This window comes from Rhizobium sp. BIGb0125, assembly GCF_024810055.1.
Lineage (GTDB): Bacteria > Pseudomonadota > Alphaproteobacteria > Rhizobiales > Rhizobiaceae > Agrobacterium.
Genome location: NZ_JANUDV010000009.1, coordinates 150,344 through 173,096, shown reverse-complemented (window position 1 = coordinate 173,096; position 22,753 = coordinate 150,344). Strand labels below are relative to the sequence as shown.

Annotated in this window: 19 protein-coding genes; 8 read left to right on the top strand and 11 right to left on the bottom strand. The window is 54.2% G+C overall.

Annotation, left to right across the window (positions count from 1 at the left end):
• The 3 genes from M2418_RS22705 to M2418_RS22695 all read right to left on the bottom strand — a co-directional run bounded on the left by M2418_RS22705 (nucleotide 1) and on the right by M2418_RS22695 (nucleotide 3,597).
• Entirely contained in the window at nucleotides 1–1,002 is a 1,002-nt protein-coding gene (locus M2418_RS22705) for an ABC transporter permease (protein ID WP_250985808.1), read from the bottom strand.
• 14 nt (nucleotides 1,003–1,016) lie between these two features.
• Nucleotides 1,017–2,537 carry a sugar ABC transporter ATP-binding protein gene (locus M2418_RS22700; RefSeq protein WP_259149264.1) on the bottom strand — a complete coding sequence of 507 codons (1,521 nt, stop codon included), beginning with the start codon at nucleotides 2,535–2,537 and terminating at the stop codon, nucleotides 1,017–1,019.
• A 76-nt stretch (nucleotides 2,538–2,613) separates the two neighbouring features.
• Nucleotides 2,614–3,597 carry a substrate-binding domain-containing protein gene (locus M2418_RS22695; RefSeq protein ID WP_405049469.1) on the bottom strand — a complete coding sequence of 328 codons (984 nt, stop codon included), beginning with the start codon at nucleotides 3,595–3,597 and terminating at the stop codon, nucleotides 2,614–2,616.
• 640 nt (nucleotides 3,598–4,237) lie between these two features.
• On the opposite strand from M2418_RS22695, the gene M2418_RS22690 reads away from it, so the two are divergent.
• Nucleotides 4,238–4,378 (top strand): DUF1127 domain-containing protein, encoded by a 141-nt coding sequence (locus M2418_RS22690; RefSeq protein ID WP_192490258.1) that lies wholly within the window; start codon nucleotides 4,238–4,240, stop codon nucleotides 4,376–4,378.
• Between the two features lie 155 nt (nucleotides 4,379–4,533).
• On the opposite strand, the gene M2418_RS22685 is transcribed toward M2418_RS22690, so the two are convergent.
• From M2418_RS22685 to M2418_RS22660, 6 genes are all read right to left on the bottom strand, one after another.
• Nucleotides 4,534–5,301 carry an ABC transporter ATP-binding protein gene (locus M2418_RS22685; RefSeq protein ID WP_259149261.1) on the bottom strand — a complete coding sequence of 256 codons (768 nt, stop codon included), beginning with the start codon at nucleotides 5,299–5,301 and terminating at the stop codon, nucleotides 4,534–4,536.
• A complete protein-coding gene (locus M2418_RS22680) occupies nucleotides 5,298–6,335 on the bottom strand; it encodes an ABC transporter substrate-binding protein (RefSeq protein ID WP_259149260.1) in 1,038 nt (345 codons plus the stop codon). The genes M2418_RS22685 and M2418_RS22680 overlap by 4 nt, the downstream gene beginning before the upstream one ends.
• A 34-nt stretch (nucleotides 6,336–6,369) precedes the next feature.
• Entirely contained in the window at nucleotides 6,370–7,203 is an 834-nt protein-coding gene (locus M2418_RS22675; protein WP_259149259.1) for an ABC transporter permease, read from the bottom strand.
• 107 nt (nucleotides 7,204–7,310) lie between these two features.
• Entirely contained in the window at nucleotides 7,311–9,749 is a 2,439-nt protein-coding gene (locus M2418_RS22670) for a membrane-bound PQQ-dependent dehydrogenase, glucose/quinate/shikimate family (RefSeq protein ID WP_250985802.1), read from the bottom strand.
• A gap of 697 nt (nucleotides 9,750–10,446) precedes the next feature.
• Nucleotides 10,447–11,616, bottom strand: coding sequence for a sensor histidine kinase (locus M2418_RS22665; RefSeq protein ID WP_250985801.1), 1,170 nt, complete (start codon nucleotides 11,614–11,616; stop codon nucleotides 10,447–10,449).
• 139 nt (nucleotides 11,617–11,755) lie between these two features.
• The gene (locus M2418_RS22660; protein ID WP_250985800.1) at nucleotides 11,756–13,846 is read right to left on the bottom strand and encodes a response regulator; all 2,091 of its coding nucleotides are present in this window, start codon (nucleotides 13,844–13,846) and stop codon (nucleotides 11,756–11,758) included.
• A 213-nt stretch (nucleotides 13,847–14,059) separates the two neighbouring features.
• Here M2418_RS22660 and M2418_RS22655 point away from each other — a divergent pair, with 213 nt between their 5' ends.
• Together M2418_RS22655 and M2418_RS22650 are read left to right on the top strand one after the other, a co-directional pair.
• The gene (locus M2418_RS22655; protein ID WP_250985799.1) at nucleotides 14,060–15,184 is read left to right on the top strand and encodes a PAS domain-containing protein; all 1,125 of its coding nucleotides are present in this window, start codon (nucleotides 14,060–14,062) and stop codon (nucleotides 15,182–15,184) included.
• Nucleotides 15,181–15,603 (top strand): response regulator, encoded by a 423-nt coding sequence (locus M2418_RS22650; RefSeq protein ID WP_250985798.1) that lies wholly within the window; start codon nucleotides 15,181–15,183, stop codon nucleotides 15,601–15,603. The genes M2418_RS22655 and M2418_RS22650 overlap by 4 nt, the downstream gene beginning before the upstream one ends.
• A gap of 125 nt (nucleotides 15,604–15,728) precedes the next feature.
• Here the strand turns inward: M2418_RS22650 and M2418_RS22645 are convergent, their stop codons facing one another.
• Together M2418_RS22645 and M2418_RS22640 are read right to left on the bottom strand one after the other, a co-directional pair.
• Nucleotides 15,729–15,911: a hypothetical protein gene (locus M2418_RS22645; protein ID WP_259149254.1), complete on the bottom strand. Its 183-nt coding sequence runs from the start codon at nucleotides 15,909–15,911 to the stop codon at nucleotides 15,729–15,731.
• A 247-nt stretch (nucleotides 15,912–16,158) separates the two neighbouring features.
• Nucleotides 16,159–16,917 carry an inositol monophosphatase gene (locus M2418_RS22640; RefSeq protein ID WP_250985796.1) on the bottom strand — a complete coding sequence of 253 codons (759 nt, stop codon included), beginning with the start codon at nucleotides 16,915–16,917 and terminating at the stop codon, nucleotides 16,159–16,161.
• Nucleotides 16,918–17,066: 149 nt separating this feature from the next.
• Here M2418_RS22640 and M2418_RS22635 point away from each other — a divergent pair, with 149 nt between their 5' ends.
• From M2418_RS22635 to M2418_RS22615, 5 genes are all read left to right on the top strand, one after another.
• Nucleotides 17,067–18,074: an extracellular solute-binding protein gene (locus M2418_RS22635; RefSeq protein ID WP_250985795.1), complete on the top strand. Its 1,008-nt coding sequence runs from the start codon at nucleotides 17,067–17,069 to the stop codon at nucleotides 18,072–18,074.
• A 120-nt stretch (nucleotides 18,075–18,194) separates the two neighbouring features.
• Nucleotides 18,195–19,286 (top strand): ABC transporter ATP-binding protein, encoded by a 1,092-nt coding sequence (locus M2418_RS22630; protein WP_259149251.1) that lies wholly within the window; start codon nucleotides 18,195–18,197, stop codon nucleotides 19,284–19,286.
• The gene (locus tag M2418_RS22625) at nucleotides 19,283–20,974 is read left to right on the top strand and encodes an iron ABC transporter permease (protein WP_250985793.1); all 1,692 of its coding nucleotides are present in this window, start codon (nucleotides 19,283–19,285) and stop codon (nucleotides 20,972–20,974) included. Before M2418_RS22630 ends, M2418_RS22625 begins: the two co-directional genes overlap by 4 nt.
• 58 nt (nucleotides 20,975–21,032) lie before the next feature.
• A complete protein-coding gene (locus M2418_RS22620) occupies nucleotides 21,033–21,974 on the top strand; it encodes a sugar-binding transcriptional regulator (RefSeq protein ID WP_250985792.1) in 942 nt (313 codons plus the stop codon).
• A 127-nt stretch (nucleotides 21,975–22,101) separates the two neighbouring features.
• The gene (locus M2418_RS22615; protein WP_250985791.1) at nucleotides 22,102–22,722 is read left to right on the top strand and encodes a flavodoxin family protein; all 621 of its coding nucleotides are present in this window, start codon (nucleotides 22,102–22,104) and stop codon (nucleotides 22,720–22,722) included.
• The last annotated feature ends 31 nt before the right edge of the window (nucleotides 22,723–22,753 follow it).

Sequence of the window (22,753 nt, the reverse complement as noted above, 5' to 3'; positions counted from 1 at the left end):
TTAGCGGCGGCGCTTGACCAGGTAATGGTCGAAGAGCACGGCGGCGAGCAAGATGCTACCCCGAATAATGTCCTGCCAGTAAACGGAAACGTTGAGCAAGGCGAGCGAGCTTGAAACAACCGAAAGCAGAACGGCACCGAGAATTGCGCCGAGGATCGTACCAGATCCGCCCGAAAGGCTTGCCCCACCGATGACTGCAGCAGCGATCACGTTAAGTTCCATGCCGACACCGAAGCTTGGTTGAGCCGAGCCGAAGCGGGCCATGTAGATCACCCCTGCCACGCCGCAAAGCATTGAGCAAAGCGTGGTCGTGGCGAAGACGACGCGGCCGACCCGGATGCCAGAATAGGCGGCGGCTTTCGGGTTGCTGCCGACGTAGAAGACTTTACGGAAGGCCGTCGTGCGGCGCAGCATCAGATCGAAGGCAACGACGACCAGCACGAAGATGATGAGCACGAGCGGAACGCCATAGACCGAACCTTGGCCGATGAACTTGAATTCCGGCGGCAGAGAAAAGAGGCTAAGTGGCCGGCCACCCGTCGCAAGCAGGCACACGCCTCGAGCAATGACCATCACGCCAAGCGAGACGATGAAGTGGTGCAGTCCAACGACCGTCGTCAGAAAGCCCATGGCCATACCGATACAGGTGGTGGCCAGAATTGCGAGAGCGGCGGCGGCCCAGGGGTCTACACCGTTTAGGAACAGCCAACCGGCAACCACCATGGCAAGTGCCGTGACCGAACCGACCGACAGGTCGATGCCGCCGGAAATCAACAGGATCGTCATGCCGACGACGACGATGCTTTCCACCGCGAAGGCCATGGCCATAGCTCGAAGGTTGTCGACCGTCAGGAAGTAGGGCGAGATGAAGGACATCACGGTAAAGAGCGCCAGGATGATGACGATAAGGCCTGTCTCGCGCGCCTTGATCGCGGGCGTCCACCACCGCACACGGGCTTCTGCCGCCGTCGGTGCGTGATGCTGTGTATCGATCGTTGCCATGTCTGCTATTCCCCTCACGCTTCGCAGAGCTGCGATTGACTGCTGATCGATGCGAGATGCATGATCTGTTCTTCCGTCATGTCCGCACCGGTGACCTCGCCGGTGATCCGCCCTTCCCGCACCACGAGAATTCGGTCGCTCACACCGATGAGCTCGGGGAGTTCGGACGATATGACCACCACACCGACACCCTCATTGGCGAGATCGCGGATCTGTCGATGGATTTCCGCCTTGGCGCCGACATCGACACCGCGCGTCGGCTCGTCGAGAAAAACAACCTGCGGCTCGACCGACAGCATTTTCGCCAAGGCCACTTTTTGCTGGTTGCCGCCGCTCAGCGTATTGACCGCCTCACCGACACCATTGGAGCGCAACTTCAGCCGGTCGCCGAAGTCGCTCGCACGCGCAGCCTCTTTCCGTCGGCTGATAAGGCCCAACCCGTTCGAGACGCGTCCGACATCGAGAGCCGAAACATTGGCAGCAATCGACATGTTGAGAAACAGACCGTCTCCCTTGCGGTCTTCCGAAACGTAAACCAGCCCCTCGCGAATGCTGTCGCGATAGTCGCATAACGAAAGCTTTCGACCTCTGAGTCTCACCTCGCCCTCCGGCTTGCCTTCCAGCCGACAGATGGCGCGCACGATCTCGCTGCGCCCTGCCCCGATCAGGCCCGCCAGCCCAAGAATTTCACCGTTATGCAGATCGAAGTTGACATCGCGGACGCGACGCCCCTCGTTAAGTCCGCGCACCGACAGGATCACCTCGTCGGACTTTGCATTCGGTGCCTGTTTTGGCGGATAGAGCTTGTCGAGCACGCGCCCGACCATGCTGTTGACAACATCTTGCGGGTTGACCGAAGCAATATCCGCCGTCTTGATATGGCAGCCATCGCGCATGATGGTGATCCGGTCGCAATGCTGGAAGATTTCCGCCATACGATGGGAAATATAGATAATCGCAATGCCGCGCTCAGCGAGGCGATGCGTGATCTTGAACAGTGTCTGCGCCTCGGACTCGGTCAAGGCGGCGGTTGGTTCGTCAAGGATGAGAATGCGGCAATCGAGCGTCAGCGCCTTGGCGATTTCGACGATCTGCTGCTGCGAGATCGAGAGATCGCCGGCACGGCACCTCGGATCGATATCGCCAAGTTCCGTCAGGATGTTTTCGGCACGCACGCAAAGCGAACGATAGTCCATCAATAGCGTGCGGCTACGACCTGTTTCCGCCATGAACATGTTTTCTGCGACCGAGATTTCCGGGCAGAGTGCAATCTCCTGATGGACGAAACCAATACCGAGGCGATTGGCGGCATTGGGTGAGGATATGCGAACTGGCGCACCGTCCAGACGGATTTCACCGCTGTCCGGCTGCAGAATGCCGTCGATGATATGCATCAGGGTCGACTTGCCGGCACCATTTTCACCCGCCAAAGCGTGGATCTCGCCGCGGCGCAATTCAAGCTCGGCGCCCCGCAAGGCCCGGACAGGCCCGAATGACTTGTGAATATTCGTCATGCTGAGTACGACCTCTGCCATGACACCCTCCCGATCAATCATTGTTGATGCCCCCGGCAGTGCAAGCCGCACCGCCGGAGATCTCTAGGGACGTCGCTCAGCGACCCTTCATGTAGGTGTTGAGGTCGAAGGAGTCGGCGTTGTCCTTGGTGATCACAGCAAAACCATTGTCCATTGACGGGATCTGCATCGGATTGAAACCGGAGACCTTATAGTCGTTGAACGGATCGCTTAGATCGGGATGCGCGCCGAGGAAGGTATTGATAAACCCCATGAAGCCCTGAATGCCCTGGTTAGGGTTGATCGCCATATGGATGTTTCCCTGCTTGATTTGCTCAAGCGTTGCGGGCGTGATATCCGCGTGCAGAATAAGGACCTTCTTCTTGGCGGCAAGGACGGCAGCAACTGCACCTTCGGCAGAACCCGCTTCAGGAATCCAGAGAGCGCCGAGGTTCGGATTGGCCTGCAGCATGGCGGAAACCGCCTGATAGGCCGCGTTGGAATCTTGGTTCGTCGCCTGGCGGGCAACGAGCTTCATGCCAGGATGAGTGGTGCCCATGTAATCGACAAGTGCGGTGACACGCAGGTCATGGTTGCTCTGGCCGGGATTTTCGAGGACGGCATATTCACCCTTCTCACCCAGCACCTTGACGATTTCGTCCGCGGCAAACTTGGCCTCAGCGACGTTATCGGAGGTGATGTAAGCCGTGCGCTTGGATTTCGGAGAGTCTGCGGCGAAGGTTGTGATGGAAATACCGGACTCGATTGCCTTGTTGATCGGCTCGATGAATGGGTCGGCCTGCATCGGGTGCAGCAGGATGCCCTTCGGCTTCTTGACCACTTCCTGTTCGAAGGAGGCGATCTGCTTGGTGATGTCATATTCCGGCGTGCCGGTGAAAACGGCCTCGCAGCCAAGAGACTTGGCTGCCTGCTTGAAGCCTTCGAAGACTGGCACCCAATAAGGATGGCTCGAGACCATCACGTTCATCGCATAGGTTTCACCTGGCTCGCAGGCAAACTTTCCCTCAGCATTGGCAGACTTAACAGACCAGGCAGCAACAACTGCAGCAATCAGAGCCATAGCGGTCGCGGCTTTCAAAGACTTCAGCATTTTCCCCTCCCAGAGATAATTCAGTCAATGAAATAAATATCTCTATGAGAAATTTATTGCACGAAGTGATAACTAACCTACGGCCAAGCTCACGTCAATGGTCCTGCATAATATTTCCATCTATGCAATTTATTTCAACTCGGGGAATGATGAAGATAAAATCAAACGGATCACGGTCCGCATGCGCATCAGCTGTACGGCGTCCCAGACCCAAACACTGTCCGAGGCATTGCTGGCTACAGTGCGAAACTCGACGGGAGCCACGTAATGTCAGCTTCGACATACTTCGTTCTACCGGGCAACCGGTAAGCTTTCTGTTGTTGGAGGTATTCGAAGATGACGAGCGCTTGTTACAATTTTGTGGATGGCTTCTTTCCGTGTAATACAACGAAGTAACCGCTCGGCGGCGTGCTCATATAAGCCAACGAGCGTGTCGTTTGCTGACATTTCCACATTCTTAAGATCGCCTTTCGCGACAAAGTCAGCAATCCGCGAGATGAAGGTGGACGGAAGCTCGCCAACATTTGCATGCCTCCCGTGCAAGCAGATGCCTACAATCCTCCCTTCAAATTGCTTATTTTACAGGCAACAGAGTTACTGGAGAACGATCATGAAATTTCGTGAAAAGCTTAAGAAAATGGTTCAAAATCGCCGCGCATTCCGCGAACTGTCGTCGCTTGACGATCGCACATTGGAAGATCTCGGTGTATCGCGTTCGAACATTCTCGCAGCTGTAGAAGGTCGTCGTTGAATTTCAAAATATGCGAACTGACGAATTTTATATCGGTTTGCAAAAGTCTCTACAGGGCGAACAATCGCCCTGACTTTCCGGAAATCGCGATTTTTTACGGTCCGCATTCGTGGAAATGTACTGACGTATGTTCCAACTTGTGCTGCCGCTATCCTTTATCGAGCCTTTGCGATGGATCGGAGTTGGTTCGAAATGTCTGCCAGATGTGTGTAAAACTCTGGAGATGCACGACGATCTTCACCATCTGTGCCCAATGACAAACGGATCTCTTTGACGAAGCGCCCCGGCGATCCGGCCATCAAGACGATCCGATCGCCAACAATCAATGCTTCTTCTACCGAATGGGTAACAAGAACAGTTGTCATGGATGCCTCCGATGATAGCGATGTCAGGTTCGTTAACACGCCCTGCATGTCTTCCCTCGCGAGCGGATCGAGATTGGCAAAGGGTTCATCAAGCAGCAAAAGAGGAGCTTGCAGAGCCATCGCCCTGGCCAGTGCCAGACGTTGTTTCATGCCGCCCGAAAGTTCATGTGGCCATTTACATGCATGATCCCGCAGCCCAACTCGCGACAGCAACTCATCAACGCGCTGTTTTTTCTGCTGTTTTGATTGCGATTTCAAAACCACGTCGATGTTGCCTGAAGAATTTCGCCATGGCAGCAAGCGCGGATTCTGGAACACCAGCGCTGAACTTACACCCGGCTGTGGCGCTTTTCCGTCAACGTCGACGGTACCGCTGCGAGCGGACATAAGACCGCTCAATATGTGTAAAAGGCTCGTCTTGCCGCAACCGGAAGGTCCCAGAATGACGACCCTTTCTCCCGTTGCAACCTCAAGATTGATGTCGCTCAATACCGCGACACCTGAGTAGTCATGGTTCAGAGCCTTAACAACCAAAAGGGGGCGTTGCACACTGGTCATTCACGATCCAACGGATCGCCAAGATCGGAAGTGCCGATTTTTGTGAGGACACGATCCATGGGATGGAAGTTTGCCCAGTTTTCAACTTCGATACGAAATGGTGTATCCTCGCCATCCACTTTCAGAACAACACCTGACTGGGTGTTCTTGGCAGTATAAATCAGCTCTCCAAATTGCAAGCCCCCATTGACCGTCCAGCTACCCCGATAAATTTTTGCCAATTCGGAAAGTGTTGCGAGTTTGACGTCGGGTCGTGCCCGTTCCATGGCTTTCACCCATTTTTCAGGTGACTGTGCATAATCCCTGGCCGCCAGGGTCAAGGCCTCCAGAACCTTGTCCACCTCGTCTGCGCGTGTCTCAAGTGTACTGCGCCGCACGACGTCAACCTTTGTCACCAGCGGAACGGTCTCAAAGAAATCCGTCACATCGACCAAAATCTTGAAACGGTCGCGCTCCGGCATGGCAAGAAACGAACCGATCGAGAAGGTGGTTGCATCAATACGTCCTGTCGCTAGCGCCTGGGCTCGCACCTTCGGTTCACCAAGGGGCACAAGTTGCAAGGTGTCGATATTCACTCTGTGACCTTCCAGAACTCGGCTGGACAATTCATGGTCGAGGCTACGAATACGGCCTATTCCAAATGAGGATCCGGCCATGGTTTCAAGCGTCAAATCTTTTCGCCCGGCGATCACATAAGGAATTGTTTTGCCCGAGGAATGAATGGCAACCACATCATTCACGCCTTCACGATGCAAGGAAATCAGCGCATCAACGGAGATGTTGGCCATTTCGCCCTGCCCCGAGCGAAGGGCCGCCACGGCCATGGGCGTTTGCGCTGTTGGCACCAGCTTCACGTCGACACCAGCCCTGTCGAAGTAACCTTCTTCCTTGGCCAGATAAAGAAGCGAGTTTGGAACGAGCGGTGTTTCGGTTTCCGTCACAATAATGCGAAATGGATCAGCAAGCACAGGCCCCGCTGAAAAGCTCAGGCCGAACGCTATGGTGACACCGATAGCCTTGATAATCTGTTTCATCTCATTTGTTGCCTATCAGGGATATTGGAAGGTTTCAGGCCAGGTAGCGGCGTCGCGATGGCGGTGAAAGACGATTTTCGAGCAAGGATAACAGGCCGGTGAACACAGTGCCGATAGCCGCATAAGTCAGGACAACCGCCAGATAACGGTCCATGCGGAAACTGTTGCCATATGCCTGCAGGAGGGCTCCAAGACCGGTCATTGCGGTGTAGAAATCCGCAATAACCGATGTGACAAGTCCAGCAATCGCTCCAAGGCGCAACCCGGCCATGATCTGCGGCAATGCTGCAGGCAGGTAGAAATGCCTGACGCGGCCTGTCAAAGAAACATTATACGCGGCGGCCATCTCGCGCAAATCGGAGTCCAGGCTTTGTACGCCTGTCTGGGTGTTTACAAGCACAGGCATGACCGCACCCAGAGCGATAATCAAAACCTTTGCCTGCCAGCCTAACCCAAGAAGCAGAACGATAAGCGGTATCAGTGCAATGACGGGCAACGCTGCCACGGCATGGATGAAGGGCGCGAAGGTTCTCGACAAAAGCGGTATGCTGCCAAAAAGCGCACCGAGCAAAATTCCTGCCACGGCGGCGAGCAGAAATCCCGAGAGATAGACAAAAACTGTTGTCCCCAATGCGATCAGGAAATCCTGACGATTGTCAGCCAGCATCAGGAAAAAGGCATCAACGGTCAGTGTTGGCCCGGCAAAGAAGCCGTTTGGAAGGATGCGGGACAGCCATATCCATGCCAACAAGACAAGCAGCAATACAGGAAGGCGAAGCCAGACATGCAATGGCACACGCCAAAGCCAATCCAGGTCATCGCGGAGCGAACCCAGCTCGTTGCATATCCATGCCTTAAGTGACGTCATGAAATTCATCCCGCCGTAAACGACACGGCATTTTACAGAATATCACCTGCGACCGACGTGTAACCGGCGCGGTCGAGTTTGCCCGCGCCGATCTTTCATAGGCTAACTTAATCCAGCCTGTAGGCTATGACGGAATCTCCGGCAGTGGTGCCCAACGATCCGTGGCCACCTGCGGCAATGACAACATATTGTTTGTCGTCTTTACCACGGTAGGTCATCGGGGTCGCCTGGCCGCCTGCTGGCAACTTGTGCTGCCAAAGCGTCTTGCCGGTCTGCATGTCATAGGCGCGGATGATGTCATCAAGAGCCGCGCCGGTGAATGCTACGCCACCTGCCGTTGTCAGTGTTCCGCCATGGGCAAGCATGCCCATTTCGAACGGGATCGGGAACTGGATGCCGGCGACCTTCTGGCCGGCAACAGTGCCATTGCGGTGTTTCCATGCGGTCGTGCCATCAGCGAGATTGACCCCAACCCTAACACCCCATGGCGGTGTGTTGCATGGCACCTGCAGCGACGAACGCATGTGGGAAATGGACACGGCATATGGACCGCCAAGGTTTTCATTACCCGGTTTGGACTCACCACCTGCTTCACCCGGCTTGCCGAACATACGCTTGTTCAAGTCGCCTTCCGGACGCGGAAACAGCTTGTAGACGTATGGCAGATATTGCGGTGTGGCGATCATCCACCGGTTGACCGGGTCAACCGCGACCGAACCCCAGTTGAAGACACCGATATTACCCGGCCAAACAATCGAACCAGTCGTTGTTGGAGGGGTGAACGAATTGCCGTCATAGCGGTTTGAGCGGAACGTGACCCTGCATTCGATCTGGTCGAAAGGTGTTGTTCCCCACATGTCGGCTTCTGTCAGCGGTGCAGGCGTAAAGCTCAGGCCCGACATGGGCTGCACAGGTGACAGTTTTTCGTTCGGTATATCGGTTTCAGTCGATACCTTCATGTCCCGAACTGGCTGGATTGCTTTGCCGTCACGGCGATCTAGAACCCAAATATTACCAATCTTGGTCGGGATGAGGATCGCAGGAACGTCTGCACCATCATGTGGCAGATTCAGCAGAACTGGCTGTGACGGGTTATCACGGTCCCAGAGATCGTGGTAGGACGTCTGGAATTTCCAAACCATTCGGCCGGTCTTGACATCGAGTGCTGCAAGAGCATCGACATAGGCCTGATCTTCTTCCGAACGGAACACGCCAACCTGGTCTGGAGACTTGTTGCCAAACGGCACATAGACGAGACCGAGGTTTTCATCTGCTGCAAACTGTGTCCAGGCAACTGCCGAGTTTGGCTCGTAGAGTTCACCGGCTTGTAGCGGACGTGTGTCGTCCGGCTTGCCAGCATCAAATTTCCAGACGATTTCGCCGGTGCGCACGTCATATGCGCGAATGACGCCCGATGGGTTATTCTCGTAGTAGTTATCGGCAATTGCGCTGCCGAGGATGATAAGATCCTTGGTCACGAGTGGAGCGGACGTTTGCTGATAGGTCGCCCGTTGCAGGTTCGGCATCTGCGCTTTGAGGTCAACATAGCCGTTCTCGCCGAAGGTCGTGCAAAGCGCACCGGTATCAGCATTCAAGGCGTAGAGGCGCGCATCGACAGACGAGGCGATAATGCGGCGTGGGCACTCGGCCACCGCGGCAGAAATCGCCTGTACCTTGACAGGATCGGTGTCAGCAGGTGGAACATAGGCGCTGGAATCGTCGTAGGATACACCACGGCACGTCTGATGCTGGAACTGGTTGTCGCGCTGCATCTTCGGATCGAAGGACCATGCGAGCTTGCCGGTTTCCGGCTCCAAAGCCTGGACGATGTTGTGCGGCGTGCAGAAATAAAGCAGGCCGTTCACTTTGATCGGCGTCGCCTCAAAAGTGTATTCTTTCGCGTCAACTGCGTCACCTTCGCGAAGATCGCCCGTATGGTGCTCCCACGCGACTTTCAAACCGGTGATATTGGTGGTGTTGATGTCTTTCAGCGCGGAATAACGCTGGCCGAGATTTGTGCCGCCATAGGCAATCCAGTCATTGGCAGGATAGGCCACACCGCTGGGATCGACTGCGGTGTCGCCAGCCGTCGCAACCTTTTCAAGGGTGCCCTGCTTTTCCATCGGATCGATGAACCAGACGGCAAGTCCCATGACGGCGATGAGGGCAACCACAGTGCGCAATGCAAGCGGACCGTTGGTGAGGCTGAAGGACCAGAGTTTTGCAGGCTTGTCGCGCAAACCATTGACGACAAATGGCAGGGAAAGCAGCAAGCCGATGAAAATGATCAGCGCGCCTCGTGGAATCCACTGCCACTTATCAAGCCCAACTTCATAGAGGGTCCAGATGAATGACGCAGCAAGGGTCAATGCATATATGCCCAAGCCGTTCTGACGTTGCCGGGCGATTTGAATTCCTGCGATCAACAGGCCGATGCCCATAACCACATAGAAAAAGCTGCCGCCGATGATTGCAAGCCGCGCTCCATAATAAAGGATCGCAGCTCCCAGTAGTGCGGATACAATACCGCCTAACCGAGCTAGCATGGCTCAAACTCCTATTTAATTTCATTGGGGAGGACTGAAAGTCCCGAGATGAGTGCTGAGGCAGAATGTCACATCAGCCTCTATTTAACGTGATAAATGTCAATGCTGCATTGCACAATAGATTAATCAACCGATCTCGAAAATGTTGGATTTTTTATCTACTTTATAGGCGCCTCCAAGAACCTGCATGCGCTGGCCATCGTTTTAAGTCACGGTAGGCGTGTGTAGATCACTTTGATTTCGCTGACTATTTTTACTGTTGCACCCCATCACGTTGACACGTTTGCCTCTATTCCCGCTACGAGGCTTGTTACTTTTCAAGGCGCGCCGGTGGGTGTCTCGCGCGTGCTCAAGGCTGTGATGGTCGTTAATCAGGTTGCGTTACTGTTAGCCTGTCTGTGGCAAATTGAACGCCCCGCTCTGCTGCCTGTCGCAACGGCAAATCGGATAACCGCAGTGGTTCGTCTCATCGACAGGACTGCTGCGAAAGATCGCACATGGCCCGCACAATGTGAGAGATGCCTTGGCAGCGGACATTTTGACAATCACGTGATCATATGAGCAGGCGAGTATGCAATTCACGATACTCCCAGCACCGGTCAACGTCACCATGGCCGCCTCCCGCTATAGGAAACGCTGGCCTGAACTCCTCAACGCATCATCGCGTTAAACCGGACAGGGTTCCTAGAAGAAGCAGTCAGACCAGAAGTGTGCCGAACGGCAGGTCAATGATGATGTCTACACCGTCATTGCGCCATTCGTATGTAATCCTGCCATTCAAATTGCCCACGGTGCGCTTGATCAGCGTCGAACCAAATCCGGTATGATCCGACACGCTTTTTGCCGGTCCATCCCGTTCACTCCAGGTGATTTGCACGCTGTCAACATGTCGACATGAAATGACGAGGTGGCCTTGATCAGAACTTAACGCCCCATATTTCGCGGCATTGGTGGCAAGCTCATGGAGGATCAGGGCAATACCGGTAATGTGCGCCGACGGAACGCGAATATCATCTGTTCCGACAAAGGTGATTTTTTCAGAGGACGCTTCACCGTCATACGGTGCCAGAATATCCGCCATAATCTGCCGAAGCGGAACGGCAGCGTCCGAAAGGTCCTGTGTTGCAGAGGTAGTCTTGGGACGAACGAGATCATGGGCAAGTGCGAGTGCACGCAGACGCCCCCTGACCGCTGCAGAAAAATGATCTACGCCGGTCGCAGATTTCGCGGTCATTGCGACCATCGCATCTGCCAGCGCAAACACGTTTTTCACCCGGTGGTTCAGTTCATGGATGAGAAGAAGACGCTGCTCTTCAGCACGTTCGCGGGCCAGTTCGTTGCGATAGCGCTCAATGGCAATCGCGGTCGTTCGCGTCACCATGCCAATAACTTCGAGGTCTCGCTCGGTCGGCTCACGTGGTTCCTGGTAGTAATTGGCGAAGGTTCCCAGGATGGTGCCATCCGCAGCGCGGATCGGCATTGACCAGCAGGCACGTAAACCATGCTTCAGCGCAATATCACGGTAGTTTGTCCAAAGCGGATCGACAGCGATATCGCTGACCATGACCTGCTCTCCCGTAAAGGCAGCAGTACCACAGGATCCAACCCCGATGGCAACCGGGATACCGTCTACCGCCGCGTTGTATTCCGCAGGCAGGCTTGGCGCCGCTCCTTCAACGAGATTTTTGCCATCCTCTGTGGTCAGAAGTATCGACGCAAGCAACTCGCCATTCGCCGGCTTCTCAATGAGAAGAATAATGTCCCTCAGCACATCCTTGAGTGGGCCACCCAAGGCAACACGTGCGAGAATGTCTCGCTCGGCGATTATCAGGTCAGACGAGACCGACGGGCTGTTTATGTATGTCATCGTCCGTTCTTCTCTGTTGAAGAGAGCCGAATGTCAACGACAGCGGCAAGTTTGTTACAATAGGATATTTGAATCAAAAGTCATCCCAATTGCGGCGCTGAAAGAGGCCTGCGCAAAAATGCAACTTGAACAGGAATTCTCATGACTTACCCGTCAAATCCGCAACGCGTCTCGCAAGTGCATCGGCTGCCACTGGTTTGGTGAGCACCTGCATGCCTCGCTCAAGATGGCCATGGTTCAAAACGGCGTTTTCAGCATAACCCGTTACAAACAACACTGGCAGATCCGGCTGACTGCTGCGCGCGGCATCGGCAAGTTGTCGTCCATTTATACCGTTTGGCAAGCCAACATCAGTGACAAGAAGGTCTATGTCATTGCGGGACGCGAGGACCTTCAACGCGGAGGGTGCGTCTTCCGCTTCAAGAACAAAATAACCAAGTTCCTCAAGCACTTCGACCGCTACCATACGGACCAGAGGTTCGTCATCAACGACCAGAATCGTTGTTTTTCCTGACGCTGGCGCTGCAGGGGTTTCCAGCGCAACAACCTCTACCACTTCGCCATCAGCGTGATGTCGCGGCAAATAGATACAGACCATCGAGCCCTTGCCAACCTCGGAATATATTCGTGCCGCGCCACCCGATTGACCCGCAAAGCCGTAGACCATTGAAAGACCAAGTCCGGTTCCCTGCCCGGTCGGTTTTGTCGTGAAAAATGGATCGAAGGCCCGGGATATAACGTCCTGTGTCATACCCGTCCCGGTATCGCTGACGCACATTGAGACATATTGGCCGGGCTGGACGCCGCGCTCCCTGGCGGCACGTTCGTCGAGCCAGCGGTTTCCCGTCTCAATGGTCAGCTTGCCACCGTCAGGCATCGCATCTCGGGCATTGATACAGAGGTTAAGCAGTGCATTTTCAAGTTGGCCCACATCAACGAAGGCCGTCCAAAGCCCGCCTGCGCAGGCAATTTCGACATCGATTGCCGGCCCGACGCTGCGCGTCACCAGGTCCTGCATGTCCGTGACGACGCGATTGATATTCGAGGGTTTTGGATCAAGTGTCTGGCGCCTTGAGAACGCCAACAGACGCTGTGTCAGACCCGCGGCCCGTTTAACAGCGCCTTGTGCTCCCGTCAGATAGCGGTCAATGTCACCAATACGCCCCTGAGCCATTCGCATCTTCATCAGCTCAAGGCTACCGCCAATACCAGCCAGAATGTTGTTGAAGTCGTGAGCAAGTCCACCCGTGAGTTGCCCAACGGCCTCCATTTTCTGAGACTGTCGCAAAGCATCTTCGGCCTGCATGAGGGCTTTCGTTCGATCCTCGACGCGCTGTTCAAGCGTTTCGGTCAAGGCACGAAGTTCACTTGTCGCCCTGTCCCGTTCCTGCTCAATGGCACGGCGATTTTCGATGTCGAGCAGCACTCCGGGAAAAAGCATCGCACGGCCGTCGGGGCCAAGATCAACACGACCATTTGCCTCCAGCCATCGGTAGTGTCCGTCCGAGCGCCTTGTTCTATACTGGTGAAGAAACGGTCCTCCCCGTTTCAGCGCCTCATCAATCGCTTTGGACAAACTGGCCTGGTCGTCAGGATGGACCGTCTCGACAACCTGCGCCAGACTGAGCCCTGTCCTGCCAAGAGAATGGTCAAATCCGAATGCTGTTGCAAAGGCATCATCGACGGTGAATTTGTCCGCTTGAACATCCCAAGACCATGTGCCGATAATGGCCCCGGCAGCCAGCGCAAGCTGAACACGCTGGATATTTTCTCTTGCCACAGCCTCGCTTTCGCGCAGAGCTTTTTCCGCTTGTTTGCGGGTTGTGATATCCCGGAAGAGAACAGAAACCTGCTTGAGGCTTGCAGGCTCAAGTCGCGTTGCAGATACTTCAATGTGGCGATTGATCGCCTTGAACTCCTGCTCGAAGCGCACCGTCACGCCAGTTGTCAGGACATCCCCGTAAATCTTCAGCCAAACGTCGGCGTTATCAGGTTCGATCTCGCGAAGACGCTTTCCCACAATTCCTTTGATACCAGTCTGGCGTTCATAGCCCGTGTTGGACTCCACATGAACATAATCACTCATCGGGCCATCGGGACCGTCGATAAATTCTATGATGCAAAAACCGTCATCAATCGCTTCGAACAAAGCACGCCTGCGAGCGTCGCTGCGAAATAGCGCATCATCGTCATCACGTTCGGGCTGCTTGACCAAGTTTTCGTTTGTCACCGATGATCCTCAAGGCACACTCGTCCGCTAATAGATATGTGGCTTCGTCTCGAAGTCAATGAAAACACTTGACGATTCGAAAAATTACAAAGGCCAGTAAGCCTCTTGGCTTAAGGGTTGCGTACAACTTTGGCCTATTCTAGTTTTTGCGGCTCAGGAACCAAAATCAACCAGCTTCATTGTGAAGTAAGTTGTGCAGAGTACGGAACCAGAATGACGGATAAAGAGCAGCAACAAACTGATGCCCGCAGTGCCGGTGATCGCCTAGTGTCCGGGCACGTTAGCGAAGATCCATTTGCTGCAGCCTTTAAGGCAACACGGATGCCGATGATCGTCACCGACCCCAATCAACACGACAATCCCATCATCTTCTGCAATGCTGCGTTCAATAAACTCACCGGCTACACCAATGAAGAAGTCATTGGGCAGAACTGTCGCATCTTGCAGGGTCCCGAAAGTGATCCCACGGCCGTTGAAAAGATGCGGAAAGCAATTGCGGCCGGTGAAGACGTCGCGGTCGACGTCACCAATTACCGCAAGGACGGGTCGACATTCTGGAATGCAGTGTTCATCAGCCCCGTGCGAGACGATAGTGGCAAGATCATATACTTCTTCGCTTCGCAACTTGACTTCACGCATGTGAAAAGCCGTGAGGCAGACCTTGCCGCCGCTCGACACAAGGCCGAGGAGGAAGTTGCCAGCCAGACTGCCAACCTTCGGTCTGCACTGTCTGCCAAATCACTCCTGGTTCATGAAGTTGATCACCGCGTAAAAAACAACCTACTGACGATGGCCTCCATCGTAAAAATGCAGGCGCGCGTAACCACTGACCAGGGGCAGAAGCAGGCGCTTGAATCCGTTCTTAACAGGATCGAGGCCCTGAGTACCGTTCAGCGCAAACTTTTCACCTTGGATGATGTCTCGAAGTTCGACATTTCCGAGTTCACCCGTGAACTCGTCACCGACCTGGTCGAGGCAACTGGCCGAAAAGACATACACCTGTCCCTTGATCTCTCACCCGTGCATGTTCCGGCCGTCAAAGCAACACCACTATCGCTTGTCGTCAACGAGCTGGTCGGTGATGCGGTATTGCGAGGACTGAGCCAAGGGGGAGATATACATGTTGTCGTCCGACGGACTAACGGTCATTTTATCATCGTGGTTGAAGATACATCAGAGCCGATTGAGGTGGATAAGGAGCGCGCGCAGTTCAGTCGAAAGCTGCTCGAAGCTTCCGCTTTGCAGCTTGGTGCAAAAATCGAGCGGACCGTACAGAACCGAAAGACAAGTGTAAGCGTTACTGTGCTTGTTGATGTAAACTTGGAGACGACGCATTGAAGGTAATGATAGTTGAGGATGAAATGCTGCTCGCAATGGAGCTTGAGAGCGAAGTCGAGCTGGCAGGTCATGAGGTTACTGACATGGTAATGAGCAGCGACCAAGCCCGAAGGGCACTAGCCTCGACAAAACCAGATTTTGCATTTGTCGATATTCATCTCATGGACGGAGCTACCGGCATAGATTTCGGACGCGAACTATCCCAAAACGGCGTACCCTACGTCTTCGTCAGCGGAAACATCAAAAAAATCCCGGACGATTTTGCCGGAGCACTCGGTGCGATCGAAAAACCGTACACCGCAAACGGGATGAAAAATGCTCTGACCTATCTCTCGGCAATCGTCGACGGAGACGAAAGTCTTGAGCCGCCAGCAAGCCTTGTATTGGCGGATGATGCGCGGGCAAGCCGCCGCTCTTAAAAGTAAGACGAGCGTCTGCCACCGGGCTGGCTAACTCCCAGCGACCAGCCCGTCAGCCGTTCGAAAACGACCTCGAATAGCGAACGCAGTTGACGCAGAAAAGCTGAAACACCTACCGAAGTGGATCAGATCTCCTCTACCTCGTTCTGGCTGCTCTCTTCTTCAACAGCCGAATGTGCGACAGTCTTGTGATAGCTGTCATCGGAAAGCTCCGCCGCTTGCTCTGTATTCATGATGCCGAATGGCGTGAGATTTCCGTCCGAGTCAGATACGGACACCTCGATTAGCGTTTTTTTCGTCAACGTCATTTCCTCAGCAATTTCCTGGAGCGGCCACAGACCGATCAATAAAAAAGGCAGCAACCTGTGCAGAAAATGCGCTCGACGAATCATTGTTCCATGATGTGGTGCCGCAAAGGGACGATTTCTGAGCTAAAGCCTGCTGTGTGTCTGGGATACATCGGCGAACAGAACGAGGCCCATGATGACCTCGCCGATTTGCGCGAATTAGCCGTGGAATTGTGTTGCAGTCGACTTCGCAGTTGTCGCACTGAGCCTAGAGTGCTGGCTCGAAAAGATCGACAATTTCGGGCGTCCCTGCAACATATGCAAGCCTATCTTCTAGGCCTGTCGCATTCCAGTCGATTGAACATTTACCGCCCATTCGATCAACAATTGCCAGTCCTGCCATCACGTCCCAGCTGCGTGCGCCAAAGCCAAGAACTGCATCGATTTGACCCGTGGCCATCATCATGAAGGCGACTGTCGTGGAGCCGCAGTTGCGGTAGGAAAACTTCAGATCCTCGAGGATAAAGCGCAGTGCCTCAACTTCCGAAGCGACGGGGGTGTCGGTGCTAAAGCCAAGCGATACCACCCCTCTTGAACGATCAAGAACCGCCAGTTGGTCCAATCGCTTTCCGTTGAAGACAACGTCAGCACCTACCCCCCCCGAAATGGTCTCCTGCCGTGCGGGGGCGTGGATCACGCCGTAAATGGGTTTTCCGTTTTCAAAAAGGCCAATTGAAACAGCCCATTGATCCATTCTTCGTACGAAATTGAATGTGCCGTCTATCGGGTCGATCACCCACTGCCGTGCCGCCGCAGGGTTGATCACGGATCCTTCCTCTCCAACTATTCCGTCGTCGGGATAGCGTTTCAGCAGTTCTGCAACGAGGAAGCTCTCCACATCCTTGTCGGCGCGGGTAACAAGATCGAGGTGTCCCTTCTCTTCAACTTCTGGAGCGATGTCTCCGTTGAAATAGGCCAGTGCGATCTCGCCAGCCTGCTGCGCAATTCCGATTAGTACTTCCCGCATTTGCTCTCTCCCTCAACGCTGAAAACACAAATGTCATACGGCATTGACAACTGTCAACAGCCGTGACTAACATTGTGACAGTCGGGAGGAGAGACCGGCTCGTCCGGTTAAATGCCGGACCAATTTCTGGTTTGTGGAGGACCGAAATCATGTCAAATACGCTTTTGAACGTACTCGCATTGACAGGACTATCGTTGCTGGCGGGGACTGCTGCTTGGGCGCAAGGCGCCGATCACGAGAAAAATCTCGTTGTTTATGCTTCCCACCCCTCGGAGATGGTGGATTATTTCACGCAGGAATTCGGGAAGAAATACGGCATCAACGTCACGACTGTGAAGGCCGGAACGGGGGAATTGCTCAACCGTATTCGTGCTGAAAAGGACCGTCCGGGCGGTGATGTGCTCTGGGGTGGATTTTCCGACACCGGGGGCTCGGCCCCTGAACTCTTCGAGCAGTATAAGTCAACGGAACTTGCCAATATTGAGCCTGCTATGCTCGACGCGAAAGGTTACAACACACCGTTCGCAGCCAGTCTCATGGTCATCATGAGCAATTCAGGCCTTGTCAAGCAGGAGGACGAACCGAAAAAATGGACTGATCTCACTGCTCCTCAATGGAAGGGCAAGGTCGTTCACGCCGATCCATCCAAATCAAGCTCGTCGCTTGCAGCGCTGAATACCTGGCTCATGATATACGGTCGCGGTGACGAGGCATGGAAAATCGTCGAGGATATGACGGTCAATATGAACATCGTTCTCAAGTCGAGCCTTGTTTTCCAGCAGGTCGGCCGTGGCGAATACCCTCTCGGCGTCACATATGAAGAAGCAGCCTTCAATTACGTGCTCGCCAACACCGCCAATATTATCTACCCGGAAGACGGCACCCTGGCACAGCCGGAAGGCATGTTCCTGATTAAAGGCTCCACCAATCCCAATGCTGCCAAGCTTTTTTCGGATTATCTGTTGTCAGAAGAGGCTCAGAAGAAACTCGTTGAGCATTTCCCAGGTCGCAGGCCGACCCGTAAGGGCATTGAGAGCCATCCCAAGATGACGCCTTTGAGCGAAATCAAGATCATCGATTACGATAGTGACTGGGCAAGCGCAAAGCGCGGCGAGATTCTTGCACGGATGCAGAAAATCATCATCAAAACCCAGTGAGATTAAAACGATGCAGGGTTTGAATGCCCTGCATCTTCTCCAGCGGCTTTCTACCCTTCGCTTGCCTCGTGGTTTTCTCCGCGCGGACAGGGACATTCATGCAATCAAGGTGCCTGCAAGATGACGACATCTGTCACGATCAATTCTGTAACCAAACGTTTTGGCGATACGACCGCGGTCAACAACGTGAATTTCGAGATCGCCAAGGGTGAATTCTTCACGCTGCTCGGCTCCAGCGGTTGTGGCAAAACCACGCTTTTGCGCATGATCGCCGGCTTTATGCGTCAAACATCCGGCAATATCAGCTTCGGGGACCGGATCATCGACGATGTGCCGCCGCACCAGCGAAATACCGGCATGGTGTTTCAGAATTACGCGATTTTTCCTCATCTCACCGTCTTTGACAATATAGCCTACGGTCTGCGGGCGCGCAGGCGTAGCGCTGCCGACATTGAAAAAGAAGTTCGCCGAATGCTTGATCTCGTCCGCCTAGGCCATCTTGCGCACCGGCGACCGCGTGAGCTTTCCGGGGGGCAACAGCAACGGGTGGTATTGGCCCGTGCCATGGTCATCCAGCCGGACGTGTTGCTGATGGATGAACCACTTTCCAACCTCGATACCGAAATGCGTGTGCATTTGCGCTCGGAAATTCGAAGCCTGCAACGGCAGATCGGCATAACCACGATTTACGTTACACACGATCAGGAAGAAGCCCTGCTGATGTCCGATCGCATCGCGGTGATGAGCGGCGGGCAGATCGAACAGATAGACACGCCGCACAGGACCTACTCGGAACCACAAACGCTGTTCGTTGCGGGCTTCATTGGCGAAAACAATCTTCTTCCGGCATCCATTATTGCCACGGACGCGGATGGCACAACTCTGATTGAGCTTCCGGGCGGCGGACGCATCAAGGGCACGGGTTTTGGCAACCGACAAGCCGGCAGCAGCTGTACGGTATCCATCCGCCCTCAAGACATCGATATTTCGCCCATCGACGGTTCACTCGTCGACGCATTTCAGGGAACGCTGTTTGACCTGCAGTTTCTGGGCGGAGCATTGAAGTTGATCTTCGACATCGGTGCAGAACGATTGCTGACAGTTTCGCTTCAGGGACGACGCGGCATGGAAATGCCAATCATCGGTGGGCGATATCTCCTCAACGTGTCGCGACAGGCTGTCAGAATATTCGAACAGGGGGCGCAATCATGAGCCCTTCAAAGACAAGCCAGATGCAATCCGGGCAGAGTTCCATCGGAAGAATCTTCAGCTTCTGGCCCATTGTTACCGTGTCGGCGCTGGTTATCACCACCCTGCTGCTGCTGTTGCCAGTCTACAATATTATCGGCCTGAGTTTTTCCGGCAAGGATGCCCATCAGAGCATCTTTGATAACTACATCATGTTCTTCTCTGAACCGTATTACTACCGGTCCATCATAAACAGCTTCATTGTCAGCATAAGTGCGACCGTACTGGCGCTTCTGGTCGGGATACCCGCAGCATATTACGTCAACCGCTACAACATCTGGATGCGCAGCCTGATCAAGACGGTTGTTGTACTAACCTTTGTTTCGCCGCCATTTATCGGGTCTTACTCCTGGGTGATCCTGCTCGGCCGAAGCGGCTTGCTAACGACATTTTTTGCACAATACGGCATACCGCTCCCTTCAATCTATGGCGCACCTGGCATCATCTTTGTCTTCACGCTGCAATATTTTCCCTTCGTATTCCTACTGGTCTCGTCCGGTTTGAAATCCATCGATCAGAGTGTTGAAGACGCGGCACGCAATCTCGGTTCAGGGGAGTTTGCAACGTTTGTGAAGGTCATTGCTCCCCTGCTTTTGCCCTCGATCACAACAGCGGGTTTGCTGGTTTTTATCGCATCCTTCACCGATCTTGGAACGCCAATTATTCTTGGCGAAAAGTTCCGTGTTCTGCCGGTCCTGATTTACGGCGAGTTTGTGAATGATTTTGGCGGACAGCCGGTGCTTGCCAGCACACTTTCAGTCTTACTTTTGGCGGTGACAACTGCGGCATTGCTGTTACAGCGCTGGTTTTCGGCCCGCTTTTCCTATGCGACGGCGGCCATACGTCCTTTGACCTTGCAGGAGCAGACATTTGGCAAGCGGCTCGCCGCAGCAGCATATGTCTATACGTTGATGGGTATTGCGGTTTTACCGCTGATCAACATCCTCGTCTCGTCGTTCCTCAAATCCAACGGACCCGTTCTGACTGCAGAGTTCACGCTTGATAACTATCGCAGGATTGCCGCCACGATCTCGAAACCCCTCTGGAACACCATTCTTTACACCAGTAGCGCGACAATACTGTGCGCAATAATTGGCACCATGATAGCCTACATCATTGTCAGAAGACCGGGCAGGATCAGTGCGCTGCTCGACACGATCGTCATGTTCTCCTACGCGGTTCCAGGCATCGTGCTGGGCGTTGGGCTGGTGGTGACATACCATCATCCTCCCTTTGCCCTGACAGGGACAGCACTCATCCTTATCCTGGCCTATTTCATCCGTCGCTTGCCATTCTCTGTCCGCTCGTCGGTCAGCACGCTTCAGCAATTGTCACGCGACACGGAAGAGGCTTCGGTCAATCTGGGGGCCGGGCCAGCCATGACGTTTGTAAAAGTCACGGTGCCCCTTCTCTCCATGGCAATCCTGTCGGGCGTGCTTCTTACCTGGTCGAACACGATCCGCGAACTCAGCGCCACCCTGATCCTGCAATCGGGAGCAACCACGACAGTGAGCATCGAAATCTTCAATGAGGTGGTCAATGGCAATTTCGGGGTCGCATCGGCACTGGGCGGCGTCCTAATTTTGCTGACATTTTTACCCCTTATTGTACTTTTCACATTCATGGGCAAAAACGAGGAGGCATTGGTATAATCACAGCCCCCCAGCCAGATTTCAGGAGCAAAAGGTGCCGCCAAAAAAAGCAGTATCAATGAGCCGCGGCCAGCCGTTTGTTGATGACATCATCCTCGAGGCGGCATGGCTCTATTATTATGAAGAGCGTAACCAGAACGAGATCGCTGAAGCTCTTGGTGTTTCCAGAAGTTCAGTGGTTGGTTATCTACAGCATGCCCGCGAGCGCGGTATCGTTGAGGTCCGCCTCGATCCTTCCAGCTTCGCACGCCATCGATATGCCCGTGAGTTGAAGGAAAGATATGGCCTCATTGATGTTCAGATTGCGCCAGGTGACGGTTTTTCGCTGGATCGGGTCGCTATACTGGCAGCGCGCTGTCTGCCCGATCTCGTCGTGGCAGGCGATACACTCGGCGTTGCCTGGGGACAAACCGTTTTCACGCTCTCCGAACATATCGTGCCGCGGCTTATTCCTGAACTGACCGTTGTGCAGATGGTTGGTGCGATGAGTTCGCCTTATGGCTTCGATACCGAAAGCTGCGCGTCCCAGATTGCCGCATCACTGGGTGGGCGCTGCGTCAATTTGCATGTGCCCGCCATCGTCTCCAGCCATGCCATGGCAGTCGCCATCCAGCAGGAGGCCATTATTGCATCGCAACTTGAAGAGCTGACGCATATCAACAAGGTGCTGTTTGCCGCCGGGTCTTGCAATGCAGACAGCCATATCGTTTCCAGCGGCATAGCATCACTTGATGATCTCGCGGAATATCAGCGCAACGGCGCAGTCGGTGTCGTCTGTGGCCGCTTCATTGACAACCGTGGTCAGCACATCAAAGGCCACCTTGATGATCGGCTGATCGGGGTAACACCGGACCGGGTACGCGGACTTGAGACTGGAATACTGGTCTCCTGTGGTCCGGACAAGATTGAGGCGATCCACGCAGCACTGCTGGGCGGCTATGCTACCCACCTGTTTACGGACATGCCGACTGCGGCAGGTATTTTGCGCTTGAACCAGTAGGAAACGCTGATCCCGGCCGTTGCGGCCACCGTCAAATGTCTATGTGTCTGCAAAGCGGGAACAACATCTGCCCTCGATGGTTCGGCTCAATAACCAACAGCCGACGGTTCGACCGAGGAGATGCCACATGCCACTCAAAGCTCTTGCCCTGAACGGAACTCTGAAACCATCCTCGACGAAAGACAAATCCTCCACGGAAAAGATGCTGCAGCTTATCGCTGACGAATTCTCCGCCCATGATGTGCAAACAGAAATCCTGCGCCTGGCCGATTACGACATCAAGCCGGGCGTCACATCAGACGAAGGCGACGGCGATGCATGGCCGGAAATTCGTGGGAAGATTCTTGCCGCCGATATACTCGTTGTCGGAACTCCAATCTGGCTTGGACATCCATCCAGCGTCTGCAAACGCGCACTTGAACGCATGGATGCCTTTCTCGAGGAAACCGACGACAACGGAAGAATGGTGTCCTACGGAAAGGTCGCTGCGGTTGCGGTCGTGGGGAACGAAGATGGAGCCCACCATGTATCTGCCGAGTTATTCCAGGCCATGAACGACGTCGGTTTTACACTTGCCGCCAACGCAGTGTCATATTGGGTGGGTGAAGCCATGGGCAACAAGAACTTCGTGGATTTCAAAAAGCCGCCTGAAACGGTCACAACCATGGTTTCCATGTTGGCGCGCAACACGGTTCACCTCGCCACGCTGCTCAAGAACAAACAATATCCCGGAGAAAGCGCGAATTGAGGCACGTTGTGAGCAAGTAAAGACGGCGAGA

Coding starts and splice junctions, on each gene's coding strand:
- M2418_RS22705 (WP_250985808.1), bottom strand. CDS start 1,002: ATGGCAACGATCGATACACAGCATCACGCACCGACGGCGGCAGAAGCC.
- M2418_RS22700 (WP_259149264.1), bottom strand. CDS start 2,537: ATGGCAGAGGTCGTACTCAGCATGACGAATATTCACAAGTCATTCGGG.
- M2418_RS22695 (WP_405049469.1), bottom strand. CDS start 3,597: ATGGCTCTGATTGCTGCAGTTGTTGCTGCCTGGTCTGTTAAGTCTGCC.
- M2418_RS22690 (WP_192490258.1), top strand. CDS start 4,238: ATGAAATTTCGTGAAAAGCTTAAGAAAATGGTTCAAAATCGCCGCGCA.
- M2418_RS22685 (WP_259149261.1), bottom strand. CDS start 5,301: ATGACCAGTGTGCAACGCCCCCTTTTGGTTGTTAAGGCTCTGAACCAT.
- M2418_RS22680 (WP_259149260.1), bottom strand. CDS start 6,335: ATGAAACAGATTATCAAGGCTATCGGTGTCACCATAGCGTTCGGCCTG.
- M2418_RS22675 (WP_259149259.1), bottom strand. CDS start 7,203: ATGACGTCACTTAAGGCATGGATATGCAACGAGCTGGGTTCGCTCCGC.
- M2418_RS22670 (WP_250985802.1), bottom strand. CDS start 9,749: ATGCTAGCTCGGTTAGGCGGTATTGTATCCGCACTACTGGGAGCTGCG.
- M2418_RS22665 (WP_250985801.1), bottom strand. CDS start 11,616: ATGACATACATAAACAGCCCGTCGGTCTCGTCTGACCTGATAATCGCC.
- M2418_RS22655 (WP_250985799.1), top strand. CDS start 14,060: ATGACGGATAAAGAGCAGCAACAAACTGATGCCCGCAGTGCCGGTGAT.
- M2418_RS22645 (WP_259149254.1), bottom strand. CDS start 15,911: ATGACGTTGACGAAAAAAACGCTAATCGAGGTGTCCGTATCTGACTCG.
- M2418_RS22640 (WP_250985796.1), bottom strand. CDS start 16,917: ATGCGGGAAGTACTAATCGGAATTGCGCAGCAGGCTGGCGAGATCGCA.
- M2418_RS22635 (WP_250985795.1), top strand. CDS start 17,067: ATGTCAAATACGCTTTTGAACGTACTCGCATTGACAGGACTATCGTTG.
- M2418_RS22630 (WP_259149251.1), top strand. CDS start 18,195: ATGACGACATCTGTCACGATCAATTCTGTAACCAAACGTTTTGGCGAT.
- M2418_RS22625 (WP_250985793.1), top strand. CDS start 19,283: ATGAGCCCTTCAAAGACAAGCCAGATGCAATCCGGGCAGAGTTCCATC.
- M2418_RS22620 (WP_250985792.1), top strand. CDS start 21,033: ATGAGCCGCGGCCAGCCGTTTGTTGATGACATCATCCTCGAGGCGGCA.
- M2418_RS22615 (WP_250985791.1), top strand. CDS start 22,102: ATGCCACTCAAAGCTCTTGCCCTGAACGGAACTCTGAAACCATCCTCG.